Genomic DNA, 19,734 nt, shown 5'->3' on the forward strand with positions numbered 1-19,734 from the left:
CGGCGCAGGGGGTGGCGCTTACAGCGCCCTCTGAATGATGATCTTCTGCACGTCGCTCGTGCCTTCGTAGATCTGGCACACCCGCACGTCGCGCCAGATGCGCTCCAGCGGAAAGTCATTGACATAGCCGTAGCCGCCCAGGGTCTGGATGGCGGCTGAGCAGACCTGTTCGGCCATCTCGCTGGCAAACAGCTTGGCCATGGCCGCTTCTTTCAGGCAGGGCAAACCGGCGTCGCGCAGGGCGGCCGCGTGCCAGATCAGCTGGCGCGCTGCTTCCAGCCTGGTCGCACATTCGGCCAGGCGAAAGCCCACGGCCTGGTGGTTGAAGATGGCGGTGCCGAAGCTCTGGCGCTCCTTGGCGTAGGCAATGGCCACGTCCAGCGCGCTGCGCGCCATGCCCACGCTCTGCGCCGCGATGCCGATGCGCCCACCCTCGAGCGCACTGAGCGCGATCCGGTAGCCCTCGCCCTCGGCACCGATCAGGTTCTCGGCCGGGATGCGGCAGTGGTCGAAGTTGATCTGCGCGGTGTCGCTGCTGTGCTGGCCAACCTTGTCTTCCAGCCGCGCGACCACGTAACCGGGGTTGTCGGTCGGCACCATGAAGGCGCTCATGCCCTTCTTGCCCGCGCCCTTGTCGGTCACCGCGATCACCACCGCGGCCTGGCCGTTTTTGCCGCTGGTGATGAACTGCTTGACGCCATTGATGATGTATTCGTCGCCATCGCGCACCGCCGTGGTCCGCAGGCCGGACGCATCGGAGCCCACGTGCGGTTCGGTCAGGCAGAACGCGCCGAGGATGTCGCCACGGGCCGCCGGCACCAGCCACTGCTGCTGTTGTGCGGGTGTGCCGTACTTCATCAAGATGGCGTTGTACGGGCAGTTGGTCACGCTGATGGCGGTGCTCGTGCCGCCATCACCTGCGGCGATCTCTTCCAGCACCAGCGCGAGGGTCAGATAGTCCAGCCCGGCGCCACCCAGTTCTTCGGGCACACAGATGCCGTAGGCCCCGAGCTCGGCCAGGCCCTGGTGCACGGCCTTGGGGAACAGGTGCTCCTTGTCCCAGCGCGCGGCGTTGGGCCAGAGTTCGGCCTGGGCAAAGGTGCGCACGGCGTCGCGGATCATGGTCTGGTCGTCGTTCAGCAGCATGGGGTCTCTCTCGTTGTGTGTCGGGGACGGGTTCGGCTTACCAGTGCTCGGCGCGCTGGCCGTCGTGGTGAAGCAGGCGACCGTTGTCTTCAACGGTCACGCTCGCCAGCACGGCACGCAGGCCGCGCACGCTGGCCTCGACACTCAGCCGCGCACCGCTGCCACCCATGTCGGTCTGCACCCAGCCCGGGTCCAGCGCCACCAGACGGGCCTTCGGGTAATCAAATCGCGCGCAGCTCACTGCCATGTTCAGCGCGGCCTTGCTGACGCGGTACAACCAGCTGTCGCTGCCCGGCACGCTGCCGATCTGGCTCATGGACGAGGACAGCGCGCCAAACACGCCACCGGCCTCCTCCACCATGGGCAGCACCTGCGGAATCACCTGCATGAGCCCCAGCACGTTGGTGTGCATCAGCTGGTCGAAGGCCTGTTGCGTGGGCGGCGTCGTGGCGCTGCCGCGATCGATCACGCCAGCCACGTACAGCGCCACATCCAGCGTCTCGCCATCGTGTTGCCAAGACAAGGCGCTCACGCTGGCGGGTTGCGCCACATCCAGCCGCAGCGGCTCGGCCCCGAGCGCACGCAGGCGCTCCAGCCCCTCGTCGTCGCGCGCGGTGGCGATGACGCGGTCGCCTGCCTCTCGGTACTGGCGCACGAATTCGAGGCCGATGCCGCGCGACGCGCCGATGACCAGAACCGTTGCCATGCGCCGTGTCAGACCAGTTCGATGGCCATCGCGGTGGCTTCGCCCCCGCCGATGCACAGCGTGGCTACACCCTTCTTGCCGCCACGCGCCTGCAGCGCGTGCAGCAGCGTGACAAGGATGCGCGCACCGCTCGCGCCGATGGGGTGGCCCAGCGCGCAGGCGCCGCCGTTGACGTTGACCTTCTCGTGCGGGATCGACAGCTCGGTCATCAGCGCCATGGGCACGACGGCGAAGGCCTCGTTGATCTCCCACAGGTCCACGTCGCCCACGGCCCAGCCGGTCTTGGCCAGCAGCTTCTGCGTCGCGCCCACCGGCGCGGTGGCGAACCAGTTGGGTTCCTGCGCGTGCGTGGCATGGCCCATGATCGTGGCCAGGGGCTTCAGGCCCTGCGCCTTCGCGGTCGAGGCGCGCATCAGCACCAGCGCGGCCGCGCCGTCGTTGATCGACGAAGACGAAGCGGCGGTGATGGTGCCGTCTTTCTTGAACGCGGGCTTGAGCGACGTGACCTTGTCCAGCTTGACCTTGCCCGGGCCTTCGTCCACCGATACCACGCGCTCGCCGCTGCGGTCTTTCACCGTCACAGGCGCGATCTCTGTCGCAAAGGCGCCGCTCTCGGTCGCGGCCTTGGCGCGCGTCACGGAGGCGATGGCGAAGGCGTCCTGCTGCTCGCGCGTGAAGCTGTATTTGGCGGCGCAGTCTTCGCCGAAGGTGCCCATGCTGCGGCCGGCCTCGTAGGCGTCTTCAAGGCCGTCGAGCATCATGTGGTCGTAGATCTTGTCGTGGCCCATGCGGTAGCCGCCGCGGCCCTTGAGCATGAGGTAGGGCGCGTTGGTCATGCTCTCCATGCCGCCCGACACCATCACCGTGGCACTGCCTGCCAGCAGCATGTCGTGCGCGAGCATGGTGGCCTTCATGCCCGAGCCGCACATCTTCGAGAGCGTCACCGCGCCAGCCGACAGTGGCAGCCCGCCCTTGAGCGCGGCTTGGCGCGCGGGCGCCTGGCCCTGGCCGGCCATCAGGCAGTTGCCGAACAGCACCTCGTCGACCAGCGACTTGTCCACGCCACTGCGCTCGACGGCGGCCTTGATGGCCACGCCGCCGAGGTCGTGGGCGGACTGGGAAGCGAAGTCGCTCTGGAACGAACCCATGGGGGTGCGGGCGGCGCCGACGATGACGATGGGATCAGTGGAAGTGGTCATGGAGATCTCCTTGGAACAATCAATCTAAAAGCCCAAAACGCTGGGCCGTTCAGGCGGTGACCCTGCCGACGGGGACTCAACCCCGCTCTGCGCTGACCCCTGCAATCGCCGCGCGGTAGGCCGCGTCCATGCCGTCGTTGCGGTCCACCGTCATCATCATGTCGTGCAACAGGCCGTCTTTCAGGCCATACACCCAGCCATGCAGCGTGAGCGACTGGCCGCGCGCCCAGGCGTCTTGCACCACGGTGGTCTGCGCCACGTTCATCACCTGCTCGATCGCGTTGAGTTCGCACAGCACATCGGCCCGTTGCGGCGCGGGCGTTGCGGCCAGCAGCGGGGCGTGTCGGTCGCGCACATCCTTGATGTGGCGCAGCCAGTTGTCGGCCAGGCCCACGCGCGTGTCGTTGAGCGCCGCCGTGACACCGCCGCAACCGTAGTGCCCCACCACCATCAGGTGCTGCACCTTGAGCATGTCGACCGCGTACTGGATGGTCGAGAGGCAGTTGAGGTCGGTCGGCACCACCACGTTGGCCACGTTGCGGTGCACGAACACCTCGCCCGGTGCCAGCCCCGTGATCTGGTTGGCCGGGACTCGGCTGTCGGAGCAACCGATCCACATGTATTGGGGGCTCTGCTGAGACAACAGGTCGGTGAAGAAGGTGGGCTTTTCGCGCACCATCTGCTCGGCCCACTCGCGGTTGTGGGCAAAAAGGTCTTGAAGTTGGGATGACATAAGTCGATCTTAGACGCTGGTTCAAAGGCGCAAACGGCCAGTGGGCTTGCGCTTCAGCAGGTCTCAGCAAACAGCTCGCGGCCGATCAGCATGCGCCGGATTTCACTGGTGCCTGCGCCGATTTCGTACAGCTTGGCGTCGCGCCAGAGGCGGCCCAGCGGGTACTCGTTGATGTAGCCATTGCCGCCGTAGATCTGCACGCCCTCGCCTGCCATCCAGGTCGCCTTCTCGGCGGTCCAGAGGATGACGGAGGCGCAGTCTTTGCGCACCTGGCGCACGTGGTCGGTGCCCAGCAGGTCGAGGTTCTTGGCGACCGTGTAGGCGAAGCTGCGCGCGGCCTGCAGCACGGTGTACATGTCGGCCACCTTGCCCTGGATCAGCTGGAACTCGCCGATGCTCTGGCCAAACTGCTTGCGGTCGTGGATGTAGGGAATCACGTTGTCCATGACCGACTGCATGATGCCCAGCGGCCCGCCGGTGAGCACCGCGCGTTCGTAGTCCAGACCGCTCATCAGCACCTTGGCGCCCATGTTCAGGCCACCCAGGATGTTCTGTGCCGGCACCTCGACGTTCTGGAACACCAGCTCGCCGGTGTGGCTGCCGCGCATGCCCAGCTTGTCGAGCTTCTGCGCGATGCTGAAGCCGGGCATGCCTTTTTCGATCAAGAAGGCGGTGACGCCGCGCGCACCCATCTCGGGTTCGCTCTTGGCGTAGACCACCAGGGTGTCGGCGTCGGGGCCGTTGGTGATCCACATCTTGTTGCCGTTGAGCAGGTAATAACCGCCCTTGTCTTCGGCCTTGAGCTTCATGCTGATCACGTCGGAGCCCGCGCCGGGTTCGCTCATGGCGAGCGCGCCCACGTGTTCGCCACTGATCAGCTTGGGCAGGTATTTCGCCTTCTGCTCGGGCGTGCCGTTGCGGTTGATCTGGTTCACGCACAGGTTGCTGTGCGCGCCGTACGACAGGCCCACCGAGGCGCTGGCGCGGCTGATCTCTTCCATGGCCACCATGTGCGCCAGGTAGCCCATGTTGGCGCCGCCGTACTGCTCGGGCACGGTGATGCCGAGCACGCCGAGCTCGCCCATCTTGCGCCAGCAGTCCATGGGGAACTGGTCGCTCTTGTCGATCTCGGCCGCGCGGGGCGCGATCTCGGCCTGCGCGAATTCGCGCACCGCGTCGCGCAGCGCGTCGATGTCTTCACCGAGCTGGAAATTGAGGCCGGGCAGGTTGTTCATTGGATCTCCTTGGGAATGGGTTTGGGTATTCACTCCCTCTCCCTCTGGGAGAGGGCAGGGATGAGGGCAACAACGGTCAGTAGGTCTTGGGCACCGGCACCAGTGTCTGCTGCATCACAGCGCTGTCGGACCGTTTGCCGTCGGCCGCCACGTGCACCACCTCGGCCGCCGTGACGATGATGCGTTTGCCGGCCTTGGTGACGCGGCCCGTGGCCTGCAGCTCACCGCCCTGGAAGGCCGCGAGGAAGTTGATCTTGTATTCCACGGTCGTGACTTCCATGCCTTCGGGCGCCACGGTCAGCGCCGCGTAGCCGCCCGCGATGTCGGCCAGCGCTCCCATGGCGCCGCCGTGGAAACCGCCCTGCTGCTGCGTCACGCGCTCGGAATACGGCAGCGCAAGCGTCACGGTGCCAGGGGCCACCGCCAAGAGACGCACGCCAAGCTGCACCATCATCCCTTGACGGTCCAGGCTGGTCTGCACGCGCTGGCGCAGGGCTTCGTTGTCGGGCACGGTTTGGGGCATGGTTTGATTGACGTTTACGTAAACGTCAATTATGGCCGAACCCCATCGACGAGGGCAAGCCCCCGGCTTCAGCCTTGGTGGGCCTTTGCGGGCTTGCCCGTCTCTGGCGATGCTTTTTCTGCCTTGGCCAGCAACGCCCGCGCCTCTTTCTCGTGCACCTTGACCTCGTCGAGGTTGGCCACCAGATCGGCCATCTGCTCTTCGAGCTGGCGCTTGTGGTCGGCCAGCACGGTGAGGAACTTGCGCAACTGCGGCCCGGTGTCGCGCGGGCTGTCGTACATCTGGATGATGTCCTTGGCCTCGGTGAGCGAGAGCCCCAGGCGCTTGGCGCGCAGCGTGAGCTTGAGGCGCGTGCGGTCGCGCGCGCTGTAGACGCGGTTGCGCCCGCCCGGGCCTTCGCGCTGCGGCTGCAGCAGGCCCATGTCTTCGTAGAAGCGGATGGCACGCGTGGTCAGGTCGAACTCGCGCGCCAGGTCGCTGATGGTGTAGGTCGGGGTGCTCGCCATGGAACGGTGAAGGCCTTGTCGGGTAACGGACAGTGGATCGGAGCCCCGCTCCGTAGAATGCCCTGCAAATTGACGTTTACGTCAACGTCAGTCGTCGGCATCTTAACGGAATCCACCCCCGCATGAATCCCCCCACCCGAGAGCAGCTCGAAGCCCGCCTGCACTACCCGCTGGGCGACGCGCTGCCCGACACCGGCCACACCCTCACCGTGGCGCCGGGAGTGAAGTGGATCCGCATGGCGCTGCCGTTCGCGCTGGACCACATCAACCTCTGGCTGCTGCGCGACACGCTGGACGGGCGCGAGGGCTGGACGGCGGTGGACTGCTGCATTTCGCGGGACGAAGCCAAGGCGCAGTGGGAACACATCTTCGCCAACGAGCTGGAAGGCCTGCCCATCCTGCGCGTGATCGTGACGCACATGCACCCGGACCACATCGGGCTGGCGCACTGGCTGTGCGAGCGGTGGAACTGCATGCTGTGGATCAGCGCGACGGACTACCACTCTGCCCGCCTCGCCTCGCAGAGCACCACCGGTTTCGGCGGTGCCAGCGCGGCCGACTTCTTTACCGCCCACGGCATGACCGACGCCGACAGCCTGGCGCAGATCCGTGGTCGCGCGAGCTACTACCCCGGCATGGTGCCCGCCGTGCCCGCACGCTACCGCCGCCTGATGGACGGGCAGAGCGTCGCCATCGGCGGGCGCGGCTGGCGCTGCATCAGCGGGTACGGTCATGCGCCCGAGCACATCGCGCTGTACAGCGACGAACTGCAGGTGCTGATCAGTGGCGACATGGTGCTGCCGCGCATCAGCACCAACGTGAGCGTGTACGACATGGAGCCCGAGAGCGACGCGCTCACGCTGTTCCTGGACTCGCTGGAGAAGTACCTGCCGCTGCCCGAGGCCACGCTGGTGCTGCCTTCGCACGGCAAGCCCTTCTCCGGCCTGCACGAACGCATCCAGCAGCTGAAAGACCACCACGCCGAACGCCTGGACGAGCTGCTCGACACCTGCCGCGAGGCCCCGTGCAGCGGCGCGGACGCCATTCCCGTGCTGTTCAAGCGCGAGCTGGACCTGCACCAGACCACCTTTGCCATGGGCGAAGCGGTGGCGCACCTGCACCGGCTGTGGTTCGGCGGCCTGGTGCGGCGCGAGCGCGATGCCGAAGGCATCTGGCGGTTTTCTGCTCCCCCCGCGCCGCCTGCGGCGTCACCCCCCTAGGGGCGTCACCAGCGGCCCGGCAAAGCCGGTTCCGCGGTGCCCTGGCGCCAAATCACTCCCCCAGCGGCACCGCCGACTGCTTGAGCGCGCGCCTGCGCTCGGCGTGGTCGGGCAGGATGCTGGCGACCACGTCCCAGAACTGCGGGCTGTGGTCCATGTGGCGCAGGTGGCTGAGCTCGTGCACCACCACGTAGTCGATCATGTCCATCTTGAGGTGGATCAGCCGCCAGTTGAGGCGGATCGTGCCGTCGGCGCTGGCGCTGCCCCAGCGCGTGCCTGCGCTGGACAGGCGCAAGACCTTGTAGCCCACGCCCAGCTGCGGCGCGAACACCGCCAGCCGCTCGGCGAACACGCGCTTGGCCTGCCGCATGAGCCAGGCCTGCGCGGCGTCGCGGATCTGCACCTCGCCCGCGTTGCGCGCCAGCCCGAGCTTCAGCGTGGCCTGCCCACCTTTCTCGCCCTCTGCGCCGGGCTCCAGCACCGCGCCCACCTGCGAAAAGCCGTGCGCAGGGTCCAGCTGCAGGCGCACGCGCTGCCCCAGAAAATCGAACTCGGCGCCGTCGGCCCACACGGTGCGCGAGCGCGCCAGCTCGCCCGCGCGCTCGCGCGCCTGCTGCAGCTTCTCCAGCACCCAGCCCGACTTCTGGTTCAGCAGCGCCTCCACCTCGCCCAGCGGCGTCCAGCGCGGCGCGCTCACCGTCAGCCCCTCGTGGCTCACCGACAGCCCGATGGTGCGGCGCTTGCCCCGCTTGAACTCGTAAGCCACCTCACAACCGCTCAGCCGCAACAGCCGGTTGGCGCGCGGGTGGTGCCAGGTGCCCGGCTGGAACACCTGGTTCAAGGGCTCGGCGGGCGGTGCATCGGGCTCAGGCGCACGGGCGCGTGGCGCAGGCGCTGGCAGCGGTGCCAACGGAGCGGACCCGGTCAGGAAGTCCAGTGCAAGTTGCACAAAACCCGACATCGACTCAAACCTTTCCGGCGAGAAATGCCCGAACCCAGGATGCGGTGGAACCGGCTCCGCCGGGCCACTCGCATCGCCCCCTTGAGGGGGTGACGCGCTGCAAGCGCGGCGCGGGGGTGAGCTTGTCCGGCGCGGGGGTGTGGCTCACCGATACGCCTCGGGGTCGAGGCGCCGCATCTCGGCCTCGATCCAGTCTTCCACTTCCTGCATCAGCTCGTCGGGCTGGCGCCCTGCGCTGGGGATCGGTTTGCCGATCGAAATCTCCACCACGCCCGGCTTCTTGATGAAGGCCTTGCGCGGCCAGCATTTGGCCGAGGTCACGGCGACCGGGATCACCGGTGCGCCGGTGCGGATCGCCAGCCGCGTGCCGCCGCTTTTGTAGGTGCCCTTCTGGCCACGGTCAATGCGCGTGCCTTCGGGAAACATGATCACCCAGGTGCCCTGGTCCAGCAGCCGCTGGCCCTGCTGCACCACCTTCACGAAAGCGCGGGCACCGTCAGACCGGTCGATGTGGATCATGTCCATGCGGGCCATGGCCCAGCCGAAAAACGGCACCCGCAGCAGCTCCTTCTTGAACACATACGCCAGCGGGTGCGGCATCAGCGCGGGCATGCAAAACGTTTCCCAGAGCGACTGGTGCTTGACCAGCAGCACCGCCGGGGTCGTGGTGCCCACCGGCAGGTTCTCGAACCCGATCACATGGTTGCGAATGCCCAGAATGACGGTGCCGCTGTCCACCGCCAGCTTGAGCCAGCGCGCGCACATCCAGTAGATCTGCGTGCTGTTGAATAGGGGCGCGACGATCACCACCGCCAGCGCCCAAGGCACCACGGTGACGGCCATGAACAGCAGGTGCAACACCGAACGCAACAGGTTGATCAGGATCATGGGAGGTGGGTCAGGTTGTGGCCTCGGGCTGCGCGAGCAGCCAGTCGGCAAAAGCACTCAGGTCCTCGTGCAGGCGCGTGCCCTCGGGCAAGCCCGGGACGGGCTCGCTCAGCACACCATCGCCGTTGGCGTGGCCGCGAAGGTATTCGGACTTGCCGGTCAGCAAGAGGTGGGGCGGGCAGCCCGCGGTGGCGCCGGCCTGCACATGGCGCAGCGCGTTGCCAGCCACCGGCACGGCCTCCAGCGGAATGCCGAAGCGGTCGCCGATCTGTTCGAACAGACCGGGCTCGGGCTTGCGGCAATGGCAGGCGTCTTCGGGCGCGTGCGGGCAGAAAAACACCGCTTCCACCCGGGCTCCCGCAGCCGCCAGCTGGCGGTGCATCTTGGTGTGGATGGCGTTGAGCGAGGCCACGTCAAACAGGCCCCGCCCCAGGCCCGACTGGTTGGTGGCAATGACCACACGCCAGCCGCCCTGGTTGAGCCGCGCCACGGCCTCCAGCGCACCGGGCAGCGCCTCCCACTCGTCGGCCGAGGCCACGTGGTCGTCGCGGCTGCGGTTGAGCGTGCCGTCGCGGTCGAGGATCAGCAGTTTCATGCGGGTTTCCTTCCGGGGTCCGTGACGGTGTGCGGGGCGATCAGGCGGCGAGCCTGGACAGGTCGGCCACGCGGTTCATGGCGTCGTGCAATTGCTTGAGCAAGCCCAGGCGGTTGGCCTTGAGCGCCGGGTCGTCGGCGTTGACCATCACGCCGTCGAAGAAGGCGTCCACCGGCGTGCGCAGCGCGGCCAGGGCCTGCAGGCTGGCGGTGTGATCGCCCGCATCGAACTTCGCGTTGGCGGCGGGCACGGTGGCCTGCATCGCCGCGTAGAGGTCTTTCTCGGCCGGCTCGACGAACAGCGCAGTGTTGACCGCCGCGCCCTCGCCTTCGGACTTCTTGAGGATGTTGGCTATGCGCTTGTTGGCGGCCGCCAGGGCAGGTGCTTCGGGCAATCGCTCAAAAACCACCACTGCTGTCAACCGCATATAGACCTCAGACAACTCCATCGGCCGATTCGCCAAAACAGCATCTACGTGTTTGGCATTTGTTTGGCTATTTGTCTCAAGCAAATAGCCTCGCAGGCGGTCGTAGACAAAGTCCAGCAGCGGATTGGTGGGATCGTTTGCCAGTTCGACTGATGCAAAAGAATCAACTGCAACTCTTACAAGCTGCTCCAAATCATAGGTAACCCGACCGGTCATCAGTATGCGCGTCACACCCAACGCATGCCGCCGCAGCGCGAACGGGTCCTTGTCACCGGTCGGAAGGTTGCCGATGCCGAACATGCCCACCAGCGTCTCCAGCTTGTCGGCCAGCGCCACCACCACACCGGTCATCGTGCGCGGCAGTTCGTCACCGGCAAAGCGCGGCTTGTAGTGGTCTTCGATCGCGAAGGCGATGTCTTCGCTCAAGCGGTCGTGGCGCGCGTAGTAACCGCCCATGATGCCCTGCAGCTCGGGGAACTCACCCACCATGTCGGTCAGCAAATCCGTCTTTGCCAGTTTCGCGGCCATCTCAACATCCGCCACAAATTGATCCCGGCGGTCGGGATCTCCAACGACCTGCACCGATCTCCGGTTGATATCTTGAGCGATTCTTTTTGCAATCGCGCACACGCGCTCCATGCGCTCGCCCTGCGTACCGAGCTTGTTGTGATAGACCACCTTGGACAAACCCTCGACGCGATCCTTAAGCTCCTTCTTGCGGTCTTGATCAAAGAAGAACTTGGCGTCGGCCAGGCGCGGGCGCACCACGCGCTCGTTGCCGCCAATGACCGCGCTGGTGTCGGCCGGGCTGATGTTGCTGACCACCAGAAACTGGTTCGTCAGCTTGCCGGCCGCATCCAGCAGCGGGAAGTACTTCTGGTTGGCCTTCATCGTGAGGATCAGGCACTCCTGCGGCACGTCGAGGAACTGCTTCTCGAATTCGCAGATGAGCACGTTGGGGCGCTCGACCAGGGCGGTTACTTCCTGAACCAACGCGTTATCGAGCAAGACCTCTTCGATCTCTGCGTCGGTCAGTGTCTGCATGTTGCGCTCGACCTCTAGGACCGCCCTGCACTGCTGGGCTTTTTCTCGAAGTTGGCGAATCATGTCGCGGCTGCGCTCTTCATAGCTAGCAATCACCGCGCCATCCTTGGCGAGCGTGGCGGCGTAGGCGTCGGCATCGGCCAGCAGCACCGGGTCCACAGTGGCTTCAAAACGGTGGCCGTGCGTGCTGTTGCCCGCCGTGAGCCCCAGCGCCTTGACCGGCACCACGTCGCTGCCGTGCAGCGCCACCAGGCCGTGCGCCGGGCGCACGAAGTTCACGCTGCTCCAGCCGGGTTGCTCGCAATCGGTTTCGAGCTGGTAGCTCATGACCTTGGGGATCGGCAGCTTGGCAATGGCTTCGTCCAGCGCCTTCTGCAGGCCGGCGGCCAGATCGACGCCCGGCTGCACGCTGTCGAAAAACAGGGCCTCGGCCTTGCCGTCGGGCGCGCGCTTGAGGCCGGCCACGGCGGACGCATCGGCGCCCAGACCGGCCAGGCGCTTGAGCAGCGCGGGCGTGGGCGCGCCGCTGGCGTCCAGGCCCACGCTCACCGGCATGAGCTTTTGCGACACGGCCTTGTCGGCGGCGCGCGCGGCCACGGCCGTCACGTGCGCGGCGAGGCGGCGCGGCGAGGCGAACGGCGTGACCACGGCGTCCGCAGCGGCCAGGCCCTGGGCCTTGAGTTGTTCGGCCAGCACGCCGGCAAAGGCATCGCCCAGTTTCTTGAGCGCCTTGGGCGGCAGCTCTTCCACAAACAGTTCGACGAGGAGGTTGTTTTGTTGACTCATGGTGCTCATTCGTTGCGCATGCCGCTCTCGCGCGCTGTCAGGCCAGGGCCACCGCGGAACCGCCCTTCGACAAGCTCAGGACGGGCCGCTGGTGGCGCCCCCTTTGAGGGGGAGGCGCTGAAAGCGCTTCGGGGGTGGGTCATTTCAGGCGGCTTTCTTTTGATCGGCTTTGGCCAAGTCAGCCAGCACCTCGTCGCTCCAGGCCTTGGGTGCCATGGGGAAGCCCAGGCGGGCGCGGCTGTCGAGGTAGGCGCGGGCGACCTTGCGCGCGAGGTCGCGGATACGGCCGATGTAGGCGGCGCGCTCGGTCACGCTGATGGCGCCGCGCGCGTCCAGCAGGTTGAAGCTGTGGGCGCACTTCAAGACCTGTTCGTAGGCGGGCAGCGCGAGCTGCTGCTCCATCAGGTACTTGGCCTGCTTTTCGTGGGCGCTGAAGGCGGTGAACAGGAAGTCGGCGTCCGAGTGCTCGAAGTTGTAGGCCGACTGCTCTTTTTCGTTCTGCAGGTAGACGTCGCCGTAGCTCAGCGCGGAGCCATCGGCGCGGTTCGTCCACACCAGGTCGTAGACGTTGTCCACGCCCTGCAGGTACATGGCCAGGCGCTCCAGACCGTAGGTGATCTCGCCGGTGGCGGGCTTGCAGTCGATGCCACCGACCTGCTGGAAGTAGGTGAACTGCGTGACCTCCATGCCGTTGAGCCACACCTCCCAGCCCAGGCCCCAGGCGCCGAGCGTGGGGTTTTCCCAGTCGTCTTCGACGAAGCGGATGTCGTTCTTCTTCAGGTCGAAGCCCAGCGCGGTGAGCGAGCCCAGGTACAGCTCCAGGATGTTGGCCGGCGCTGGCTTCAGGACCACCTGGTACTGGTAGTAGTGCTGCAGGCGGTTGGGGTTTTCGCCGTAGCGGCCGTCTTTGGGGCGGCGGCTGGGCTGCACGTAAGCGGCCTTCCAGGGCTCGGGGCCGAGCGCGCGCAGGAAGGTGGCGGTGTGGCTGGTGCCGGCGCCGACTTCCATGTCGTAGGGCTGGAGCAGGGCGCAGCCTTGCTTGTCCCAGTAGGACTGCAGGGTCAGGATGATTTGCTGGAAGGTCAACATGGTCGGGTGCCGGAGACTGAAGCCGGCGGGTGATCAGCGGTGTACAGGGCGGCGGCTGGCCGGATCGGCAGGCCGCACAGAACCGTCGATTTTACGGGCCAGCCCGCCCGCTTCAGGCGGCGCGGCGCGAGGGCGCACGGCGCCCCATGGATCGGGCGAGCGCGGCCAGCAACAGCACGGCGGCACAGGCGCCCCAGACCGGCCACAGGCCCCAGCGCGACGCCCAGACCGCGTAGGGCGTGAGCCCGGTCCGGCCTTGCACCGTGGCTTCCAGCCGGTCGCGGGTGAGGCGGGGCAGCTGGTGGGTGACGCGGCCGGTGTGGTCGATCACGGCGGTGGCGCCGGTGTTGGTGGCGCGCAGCATGGGGCGGCCCAGCTCCAGCGCGCGCAGGCGCGAGATCTGCAGGTGCTGGTCGATGGCCACGGTGTCGCCGAACCAGCCGATGTTGCTGAGGTTGATGAGCACGGTGGGCGCGCCCGCCGCGTCGGTGAACGACTGCGCCAGCTCCTCGCCGAACAGGTCTTCGTAGCAGATGTTGGGCGCGATGCGCTGGCTGGCCCAGGTCCACGCCGGCTGCGGCAAGGCGCCGCGCGCGAAGTCGCCCAGCGGGATGTGCATCAGGTTGGTGAACCAGCGGAACAGGGGCGGAATGAACTCGCCGAACGGCACCAGGTGCTGCTTGCTATAGCGGTAGAAGCGTTCACCCGGAAACGCACCCGCGCGGTCTTTGAGCATCGCCGGGGTCATGGCCCAGGCGGAGTTGGTGTAGCCCGCTTCGTAAGACCCCAGCGGGATGCCCACCAGCAGCCCCAGGCCGGGCGATGCGCCGGTGGACGAGCTTTGCAGCGAGGCAAACAGCGGTTCCCAGAATTCGGCGTTCAGTTGCTGGGGCAGCAGCGGGATGGCGGTCTCGGGCGCCACCACCAGGTCGGGCCCGGTGCCGCGCTGTTGCGCCTGCGCCGCTGCGGCCACCTGCGCCGGGTACCAGCCCAGCGCCGTGGCGATGCCCGTACCGGACTCGAATTTTTCGTTTTGCGGGATGTTGCCCTGCAGCAGCCAGACCTTCATCTCGCCGCTGGCGGCTGTGCCACGCCGGCCCAGATCATGCCAGCGGTCGCCGGCGATCACACTCGCCAGCAACGCCCCCAAGGCGACCACCGCCATCAGCCCGCCCAGCAGCGACACCAGGCCACCGCGCCGCGCGACCCATGGGGCCGCGGCCGGCGCGCCCGGGCGCCGCGTGGGTGGCAGCGCCCATTGGGCCACGCCAGACAACAAGGACGACACGGTGAGCGCCAGCGCATACGCCAACACCGCAGCGATCGCACCCATGCCATACACCCCTACCCAGGGCGCCCAGGCCGCCATCAGGTCCACCTGCGCGTAGCCCCCGGCACCCCAGGGGAAACCGGTGAACCAGCGCCCGCGCGCCAACTCGGCCAGGGTCCAGAGCGAGGCGAACATCAGGGCCTGCAACCAGCGTGCGCGGGGTGCCCAGGCACACAGCGCTCCGGCCGCCAGGGCATAGAGCAACGCCAGCGCGCCGGCCAACGCAAAGACGGCGAGCACCGCCATCCAGGCCGCGAGCCCGCCGTAGGTGTGCATCGACACGTAGAGCCACCAGAAGCTGCCAGCCAGCCACACGGTGGCGAACACCCAGCCCCGCCAGACCGCCTGACCCACCTGGTGCGCATGGCGCAACGACAAGACCAGCAAGGCGAGCGAAACGATCTGCAACCAGCCACTGACTTCGCCGGGTGCGATGCCCGGCACCCGCCAGTCGGCCCAAGGCCAGGCCAGCGACGCCGCCTGCATGCCACCGGTCAACACACCGACCACGAACCAGAACAAGCCCCCACCACGCGCAGAGCGGCCCGGCGGCCGGCCTGTCAAAGGCGAGAAGCTCGAAGGGGTGTGGAGGTTGCCAAAAAGGCTGCGCATGGCGTCAGCGCTGCTGCAGAAATTAAAGGTCCACAGGCAGTGGCATGACCTTGAACCATTTCACGGCGCCGCCCTTGGTGTGCAGCACGACAAAACGCAGGCCGTCCATCTCGTGAACCTCACCGCGCTTGGGCACGTGACCCATGGTGTGGGCAATGAGGCCGCCGATGGTATCGAAGTCGTTGACTTCGAGTTGCAGGCCGAACGACTCGTTGATGCGCTCAATGGCGGTGTTGCCACTGACGCGCCAGGTGCTGTCGGCCAGGGCAAAGATGTCGCCGTCGTCTTCGACCACATCGAACTCATCTTCGATTTCGCCGACGATCTCTTCCAGGACGTCCTCGATGGTGATCAGACCGGCCACGCGGCCGAACTCGTCGATGACGATGGCGAGGTGGTTGCGGTTGCCACGGAATTCGCGCAGCAGGTCGTTGAGCCCCTTGCTTTCGGGCACGAAGGTGGCCGGGCGCAGCAGGGCGCGGATGTTGAGCTCGGGCGCGCGCTGCAGTTTGAGCAGGTCTTTGGCCAGCAGGATGCCGATGATGTTTTCGGTCTCGCCTTCGTAGACCGGAAAGCGCGAGTGGGCGGTGTCGATCACCAGGTGCAGCAACTCGTCGAACGGGGCATCGATGTTGAGCACATCCATGCGCGGGGCGGCCACCATCACGTCGCCGGCCGACATGTCGGCGATGCGGATCACGCCTTCGAGCATGACGCGCGATTCGGCGTTGATGATGTCGTTGTCCTCGGCTTCGGCGAGGGTTTCGATCAGCTCGTCCTTGGAATCCGGCCCGGGGTGAATGAACTCCGCGAGCTTTTGCAGGAAACCACGTTTGTCTTCATGCCGCAGGCTGCGCTGCGGCCCCGTACTGGGAGGGGAGTCGGCCACTGGGAAGAGGAGATGGTTGAAACAGCGGCAAAGGATACCGCAAGCGCATGAAGTGGGCCACAACCCAGGTCCGAGCGCGCCCTCCAAAAATCAGCGCACGCCGGGGAACCGGCTTGGCCGGGCCACTGGCGTGGTCCCCCTTTCAAGGGGGAAGCCGCGTGAGCGGCGCAGGGGGTTATCTCGCTTTTTCCCGCGATTCGCGCACGCCTTGGCGGATTTCCTGAAGAAGCCCGAGCGCGCCCCAAAAGTGTTTGGCCTGGGCCTTGAGGTGGTAGTCGGTGATGGCCACCTGCTCGTTGAACAGCTCGGTGACGCGCGAGTCGAAATCGGCGGGCGGCAAGCGCAGGTGGGCCTCGCTCTCGGGACCGTCGCGCACGATCACCGCACCAGCTTTGCGCGCGATCTTGAGCATCGCGGTGTTCTCGGTCAGCGCGTGAATGAACAGCTGGTTCACGCCCTCGTTGCGCGCGTGCATGACCGCGCGCTCGAACAGCCGGCTGCCGTAGCCCCGACCACGCGCCGGTTTCGACACCGACACGCCGAATTCGGCGCAACTGGCGCACTGGGGATCGACCGAAAACGCGAGGTGCGCCATGGCGATGAGCTCGAGCTTGCGGTTGAAGATGCCGAACAGCTCGTCGCGCTCAAAGTTGAGCTGGTCCACGTAGCGCTGAATCTGCTCGTCGTTGGCCGAGTACCCGAAGCGCAGGTAGCGGTCGTGTGCATCCAGCGCCAGCAAGTGGGCGCTGATGCGAGACAGATGCCCGCGCCCCATGGAGCGGATGGGCACCACCGAGCCTGCTGGCGTCCGGGTGTCAGGGTGATGGGGCACCGCCGCAACCGACAGCTCATCGCTGCCGCTCACAGAAGGGGCATGGGATGGGGTGGCGGTGTTGGACATGACGGGAAATATAAGGGTTTTCCCTATATCGACAAGGACACACCTCCCTAAAGCCAGGGAAAACCCGATGAACGGGTGACATATGTCCTCTATCCGCTCGCTTTTTGGCGGCATCGCAACAAAATTGAGAGCAACACCCTCAGACCGGCAAAGCGGTGGTGCTTTTCACCCGGTCCATGACGAAACTGGTTTTGCAGTCCTGCACGCTGGGATGTTTGAGCAAGGTGTCCATCATGAAACGCGAGTACGCCGGCATGTCCGCCACCATCAGACGCAACTGAAAGTCCATCTCGCCGGTGAGCGCGGCGCACTCCACCACCTCTGGCCAACTCAGCACGCTGGCACGGAACAGGTCCATGGGGTTGCGTTTGTTGCTGTCAGCGTGTTTCTCCAGCCGCACATTCACGTACGCCGTGAGCCCCAGCCCCACCGCTTCGGGCTTGAGCAGCGCCACGTAGCGGTCGATCACGCCGCTGTCCTCCAGCCGTTTCACGCGCCGCAGCACGGCGCTGGGCGACAGGCCCACGCCTTCGGCGATCTGGTCGTAAGTGGCGCGTCCGTCGGCCTGAAGGCTGCGCAAGATTTGTCGATCAAGCTTGTCGAGTGTTTGCATCTGCTGAATTTTGCAGGAAAGCGGCAAACTCCACCACCATAGCGCCCCAAAACGCTGTAATCGTGATGCAACACGCCGATACAGTGGCGGATCGGTTTACCACACACGGAGACAACCCACATGAACGCCCCCATGCCCGCCGCCACCGCCACTGCCACCACCTGGGAAAACCCCATGGGCACCGACGGTTTTGAGTTCATCGAATACGCCGCGCCCGACCCGGCCGCCATGGGCGCGCTGTTCGAACGCATGGGCTTCAAGCCCGTGGCCCGGCACCGCCACAAGGCGGTGACGCTCTACCGCCAGGGCGAGATCAACTTCATCATCAACGCCGAGCCCGACAGCTTTGCCCAGCGCTTCGCCCGCCAGCACGGCCCCAGCGTCTGCGCCATCGCCTTCCGCGTGCAGGACGCCAAAGCGGCTTACGAGCGCGCGATCTCGCTCGGTGCCTGGGGCTATGCCCACAACGCCGGCCCGGGCGAGCTGAACATCCCGGCCATCAAGGGCATCGGCGACTCCATCATCTATTTCATTGACCGCTGGCGCGGCAAGAACGGCGCGAAAGACGGCGACATCGGCAACATCGGTTTCTACGACGTCGATTTCTACCCGCTGCCCGGCGCCGAACTCTCGCCGGTGGGCCATGGCCTGACCCTCATCGACCACCTGACGCACAACGTGCACCGTGGCCGCATGGCCGAGTGGGCCGGTTTCTACGAGCGCATCTTCAATTTCCGCGAGGTGCGCTACTTCGATCTGGAAGGCCAACAGACCGGCATCAAGAGCAAGGCGATGACCAGCCCCTGCGGCAAGATCCGCATCCCGATCAACGAAGAAGGGAACGAGAAGGCCGGTCAGATCCAGGAGTACCTGGACCGCTACCAGGGTGAGGGCATCCAGCACATCGCGCTGGCGTCAACCCACCTCGTGGACACGGTGGACGCGCTGGAGTTGCAGGGCGTGAAGCTGCTCAACACCAGCGAAACCTACTACGAGCTGCTGGACAAGCGCATTCCCGGCCACGGCGAGAACGTGGAAGACCTGAAACAGCGCAACATCTTGGTGGACGGTCTGCCGGGTGAGTTGCTGCTGCAGATCTTCAGCGAGAACCAGCTGGGACCGATCTTTTTCGAGTTCATCCAGCGCAAGGGCAACCAGGGTTTCGGAGAAGGCAACTTCAAGGCGCTGTTCGAAACCATGGAACTGGACCAGGTGAAACGCGGCGTGCTCAAGGGTTAAGCGACCGACCGCTTACAAAGCGATCGGTCGCGCCTCGGGAGCGTTCGCCGACGCCACCCAGGCGAGCGTTTCCTCCATCACCCGGGCATCGAAGGCGAGCGCCACATGGGCCACACCGGGCACATGGCGGTTGTCTGCGCCGGGCAGCATGGCGGTGGACGCCGGGAACACGATGTTGTCGGCGTTGGAGTACCAGCAGATGAAGCGGTCATAAGTGCCTGTGGGCGTTTGTTCGGCTTCCAGGGAACGCAATTTCGTCAACCAGGCACCTTGCTGGCGCATTTGCCGCCCATTGGTCACATGGCTGAACTGCCCCAGCCAGGTGCCTTGGTGCGGTGTACCGATGGTGATCACTTGGCGCACCCGCGCATGGGCGTCGGGAGTGGCTGCACACCAGGCCCGCGCCGCCAGCCCGCCCATGCTGTGACACACCAAGACCGGAGGGCGGCCGGTCAGCGCATGGGCGCGTTTCACGGCGTCGTCGATCAGCGGGAGGTACTCGTCGATCGAACCAAACACCGGCTCCAGGTTCACCGAGGTGTAGGGCATGCGGCGGCGGAGCAATTCGCGCATCCAGGGCAACCAAAGCCCGCGGTTGCAAACGAATCCATGCACCAGCACCACCGCCGTCTGCCCTGGTGCGGGCGGCACGGCATCGTCGGGACACCCGCGCCAGAAGAAAGGTTGCCTCCAGGAAAATACCTGAGGGGCCACACGCACCTCTTGCCACCAGGCCCGAGCAAGCGCCAGACGCCCTGCCGGCGGCACGGTATCACCACGGTTGACCCGGTGCACCGCTGCGAATTCCAGCGCGAGCACCAGCGCATACCCAAACACCAACAGCAACACACCCGCCACCACCACAGCGCCCGGCGCGTTCCAGAACAGCGCCAGCCACCCGACCACCAAGGCCACCGTCCCCAGCATGGTGAACTGTTGGAGGCGCGCGAGGCGGGACGAGTGGTGCGTGGGGGCTGAGCCCGAAGGCATGGGAGAGCGCATGGACCGACTATCGCACGGCATGGGCTGCGCTGAGATCGCTGGCCTAGAGCCCGCCATCTAGCTTCATGGTGCCGACCGCCGCTAGACTGC

Annotated in this window: 19 protein-coding genes; 2 read left to right on the plus strand and 17 right to left on the minus strand. The window is 66.2% G+C overall.

Annotation, left to right across the window (positions count from 1 at the left end):
- Positions 1-18 precede the first annotated feature (18 nt).
- From B0E41_RS12865 to B0E41_RS12895, 7 genes are all read right to left on the minus strand, one after another.
- Positions 19-1,146 (minus strand): acyl-CoA dehydrogenase family protein, encoded by a 1,128-nt coding sequence (locus B0E41_RS12865; protein ID WP_077331555.1) that lies wholly within the window; start codon positions 1,144-1,146, stop codon positions 19-21.
- Between the two features lie 37 nt (positions 1,147-1,183).
- Complete coding sequence (locus tag B0E41_RS12870; protein WP_077331556.1) at positions 1,184-1,852, minus strand: SDR family oxidoreductase; 669 nt, start codon at positions 1,850-1,852, stop codon at positions 1,184-1,186.
- Between the two features lie 8 nt (positions 1,853-1,860).
- Positions 1,861-3,051 carry an acetyl-CoA C-acyltransferase gene (locus B0E41_RS12875; RefSeq protein WP_077331557.1) on the minus strand — a complete coding sequence of 397 codons (1,191 nt, stop codon included), beginning with the start codon at positions 3,049-3,051 and terminating at the stop codon, positions 1,861-1,863.
- Positions 3,052-3,127: 76 nt separating this feature from the next.
- Positions 3,128-3,784, minus strand: coding sequence for a carbonate dehydratase (gene can, locus B0E41_RS12880; RefSeq protein WP_077331558.1), 657 nt, complete (start codon positions 3,782-3,784; stop codon positions 3,128-3,130).
- 53 nt (positions 3,785-3,837) lie between these two features.
- The gene (locus B0E41_RS12885; RefSeq protein WP_077331559.1) at positions 3,838-5,019 is read right to left on the minus strand and encodes an isovaleryl-CoA dehydrogenase; all 1,182 of its coding nucleotides are present in this window, start codon (positions 5,017-5,019) and stop codon (positions 3,838-3,840) included.
- Between the two features lie 76 nt (positions 5,020-5,095).
- Positions 5,096-5,542, minus strand: a complete 447-nt coding sequence (locus tag B0E41_RS12890) for a PaaI family thioesterase (protein ID WP_143433813.1) — start codon at positions 5,540-5,542, stop codon at positions 5,096-5,098.
- 68 nt (positions 5,543-5,610) lie between these two features.
- Positions 5,611-6,048: a MerR family DNA-binding transcriptional regulator gene (locus B0E41_RS12895; protein WP_077331560.1), complete on the minus strand. Its 438-nt coding sequence runs from the start codon at positions 6,046-6,048 to the stop codon at positions 5,611-5,613.
- A 122-nt stretch (positions 6,049-6,170) separates the two neighbouring features.
- On the opposite strand from B0E41_RS12895, the gene B0E41_RS12900 reads away from it, so the two are divergent.
- Positions 6,171-7,268 carry an MBL fold metallo-hydrolase gene (locus B0E41_RS12900; protein WP_077331561.1) on the plus strand — a complete coding sequence of 366 codons (1,098 nt, stop codon included), beginning with the start codon at positions 6,171-6,173 and terminating at the stop codon, positions 7,266-7,268.
- A gap of 52 nt (positions 7,269-7,320) precedes the next feature.
- Here B0E41_RS12900 and B0E41_RS12905 read toward each other — a convergent pair whose 3' ends face one another.
- From B0E41_RS12905 to B0E41_RS12945, 9 genes are all read right to left on the minus strand, one after another.
- Positions 7,321-8,217, minus strand: a complete 897-nt coding sequence (locus B0E41_RS12905) for a SprT family zinc-dependent metalloprotease (protein ID WP_253194823.1) — start codon at positions 8,215-8,217, stop codon at positions 7,321-7,323.
- 156 nt (positions 8,218-8,373) lie between these two features.
- The gene (locus B0E41_RS12910; protein WP_077331608.1) at positions 8,374-9,108 is read right to left on the minus strand and encodes a lysophospholipid acyltransferase family protein; all 735 of its coding nucleotides are present in this window, start codon (positions 9,106-9,108) and stop codon (positions 8,374-8,376) included.
- Between the two features lie 19 nt (positions 9,109-9,127).
- Positions 9,128-9,712: a D-glycero-beta-D-manno-heptose 1,7-bisphosphate 7-phosphatase gene (gmhB, locus tag B0E41_RS12915; RefSeq protein ID WP_077331563.1), complete on the minus strand. Its 585-nt coding sequence runs from the start codon at positions 9,710-9,712 to the stop codon at positions 9,128-9,130.
- Between the two features lie 40 nt (positions 9,713-9,752).
- On the minus strand, positions 9,753-11,969 hold the full coding sequence (glyS, locus tag B0E41_RS12920) for a glycine--tRNA ligase subunit beta (protein WP_077331609.1): 2,217 nt from the start codon (positions 11,967-11,969) through the stop codon (positions 9,753-9,755).
- Positions 11,970-12,113: 144 nt separating this feature from the next.
- Positions 12,114-13,058 (minus strand): glycine--tRNA ligase subunit alpha, encoded by a 945-nt coding sequence (gene glyQ, locus B0E41_RS12925; RefSeq protein ID WP_077331564.1) that lies wholly within the window; start codon positions 13,056-13,058, stop codon positions 12,114-12,116.
- A gap of 112 nt (positions 13,059-13,170) precedes the next feature.
- Entirely contained in the window at positions 13,171-14,910 is a 1,740-nt protein-coding gene (lnt, locus tag B0E41_RS12930; RefSeq protein WP_253194825.1) for an apolipoprotein N-acyltransferase, read from the minus strand.
- A gap of 112 nt (positions 14,911-15,022) precedes the next feature.
- Positions 15,023-15,889: a transporter associated domain-containing protein gene (locus tag B0E41_RS12935; protein ID WP_077331566.1), complete on the minus strand. Its 867-nt coding sequence runs from the start codon at positions 15,887-15,889 to the stop codon at positions 15,023-15,025.
- Positions 15,890-16,064: 175 nt separating this feature from the next.
- Positions 16,065-16,664 carry a GNAT family N-acetyltransferase gene (locus B0E41_RS12940; RefSeq protein WP_253194829.1) on the minus strand — a complete coding sequence of 200 codons (600 nt, stop codon included), beginning with the start codon at positions 16,662-16,664 and terminating at the stop codon, positions 16,065-16,067.
- 265 nt (positions 16,665-16,929) lie between these two features.
- The gene (locus B0E41_RS12945; RefSeq protein WP_077331568.1) at positions 16,930-17,403 is read right to left on the minus strand and encodes an Lrp/AsnC family transcriptional regulator; all 474 of its coding nucleotides are present in this window, start codon (positions 17,401-17,403) and stop codon (positions 16,930-16,932) included.
- A gap of 120 nt (positions 17,404-17,523) precedes the next feature.
- Here B0E41_RS12945 and hppD point away from each other — a divergent pair, with 120 nt between their 5' ends.
- The gene (gene hppD / locus B0E41_RS12950) at positions 17,524-18,642 is read left to right on the plus strand and encodes a 4-hydroxyphenylpyruvate dioxygenase (protein ID WP_077331569.1); all 1,119 of its coding nucleotides are present in this window, start codon (positions 17,524-17,526) and stop codon (positions 18,640-18,642) included.
- Positions 18,643-18,654: 12 nt separating this feature from the next.
- Here hppD and B0E41_RS12955 read toward each other — a convergent pair whose 3' ends face one another.
- On the minus strand, positions 18,655-19,632 hold the full coding sequence (locus B0E41_RS12955) for an alpha/beta fold hydrolase (RefSeq protein WP_077331570.1): 978 nt from the start codon (positions 19,630-19,632) through the stop codon (positions 18,655-18,657).
- Positions 19,633-19,734 lie beyond the last annotated feature (102 nt).

The sequence above is a fragment of the Hydrogenophaga sp. A37 genome (assembly GCF_002001205.1).
GTDB lineage: Bacteria > Pseudomonadota > Gammaproteobacteria > Burkholderiales > Burkholderiaceae_C > Hydrogenophaga.

What these genes read in the sequence shown, in the direction of transcription:
- B0E41_RS12865 (WP_077331555.1), bottom strand. Translation starts at nt 1,146, where the DNA reads ATGCTGCTGAACGACGACCAGACCATGATCCGCGACGCCGTGCGCACC.
- B0E41_RS12870 (WP_077331556.1), bottom strand. Translation starts at nt 1,852, where the DNA reads ATGGCAACGGTTCTGGTCATCGGCGCGTCGCGCGGCATCGGCCTCGAA.
- B0E41_RS12875 (WP_077331557.1), bottom strand. Translation starts at nt 3,051, where the DNA reads ATGACCACTTCCACTGATCCCATCGTCATCGTCGGCGCCGCCCGCACC.
- can (WP_077331558.1), bottom strand. Translation starts at nt 3,784, where the DNA reads ATGTCATCCCAACTTCAAGACCTTTTTGCCCACAACCGCGAGTGGGCC.
- B0E41_RS12885 (WP_077331559.1), bottom strand. Translation starts at nt 5,019, where the DNA reads ATGAACAACCTGCCCGGCCTCAATTTCCAGCTCGGTGAAGACATCGAC.
- B0E41_RS12890 (WP_143433813.1), bottom strand. Translation starts at nt 5,542, where the DNA reads ATGCCCCAAACCGTGCCCGACAACGAAGCCCTGCGCCAGCGCGTGCAG.
- B0E41_RS12895 (WP_077331560.1), bottom strand. Translation starts at nt 6,048, where the DNA reads ATGGCGAGCACCCCGACCTACACCATCAGCGACCTGGCGCGCGAGTTC.
- B0E41_RS12900 (WP_077331561.1), top strand. Translation starts at nt 6,171, where the DNA reads ATGAATCCCCCCACCCGAGAGCAGCTCGAAGCCCGCCTGCACTACCCG.
- gmhB (WP_077331563.1), bottom strand. Translation starts at nt 9,712, where the DNA reads ATGAAACTGCTGATCCTCGACCGCGACGGCACGCTCAACCGCAGCCGC.
- glyS (WP_077331609.1), bottom strand. Translation starts at nt 11,969, where the DNA reads ATGAGTCAACAAAACAACCTCCTCGTCGAACTGTTTGTGGAAGAGCTG.
- glyQ (WP_077331564.1), bottom strand. Translation starts at nt 13,058, where the DNA reads ATGTTGACCTTCCAGCAAATCATCCTGACCCTGCAGTCCTACTGGGAC.
- B0E41_RS12940 (WP_253194829.1), bottom strand. Translation starts at nt 16,664, where the DNA reads ATGGGGCGCGGGCATCTGTCTCGCATCAGCGCCCACTTGCTGGCGCTG.
- B0E41_RS12945 (WP_077331568.1), bottom strand. Translation starts at nt 17,403, where the DNA reads ATGCAAACACTCGACAAGCTTGATCGACAAATCTTGCGCAGCCTTCAG.
- hppD (WP_077331569.1), top strand. Translation starts at nt 17,524, where the DNA reads ATGAACGCCCCCATGCCCGCCGCCACCGCCACTGCCACCACCTGGGAA.
- B0E41_RS12955 (WP_077331570.1), bottom strand. Translation starts at nt 19,632, where the DNA reads ATGCCTTCGGGCTCAGCCCCCACGCACCACTCGTCCCGCCTCGCGCGC.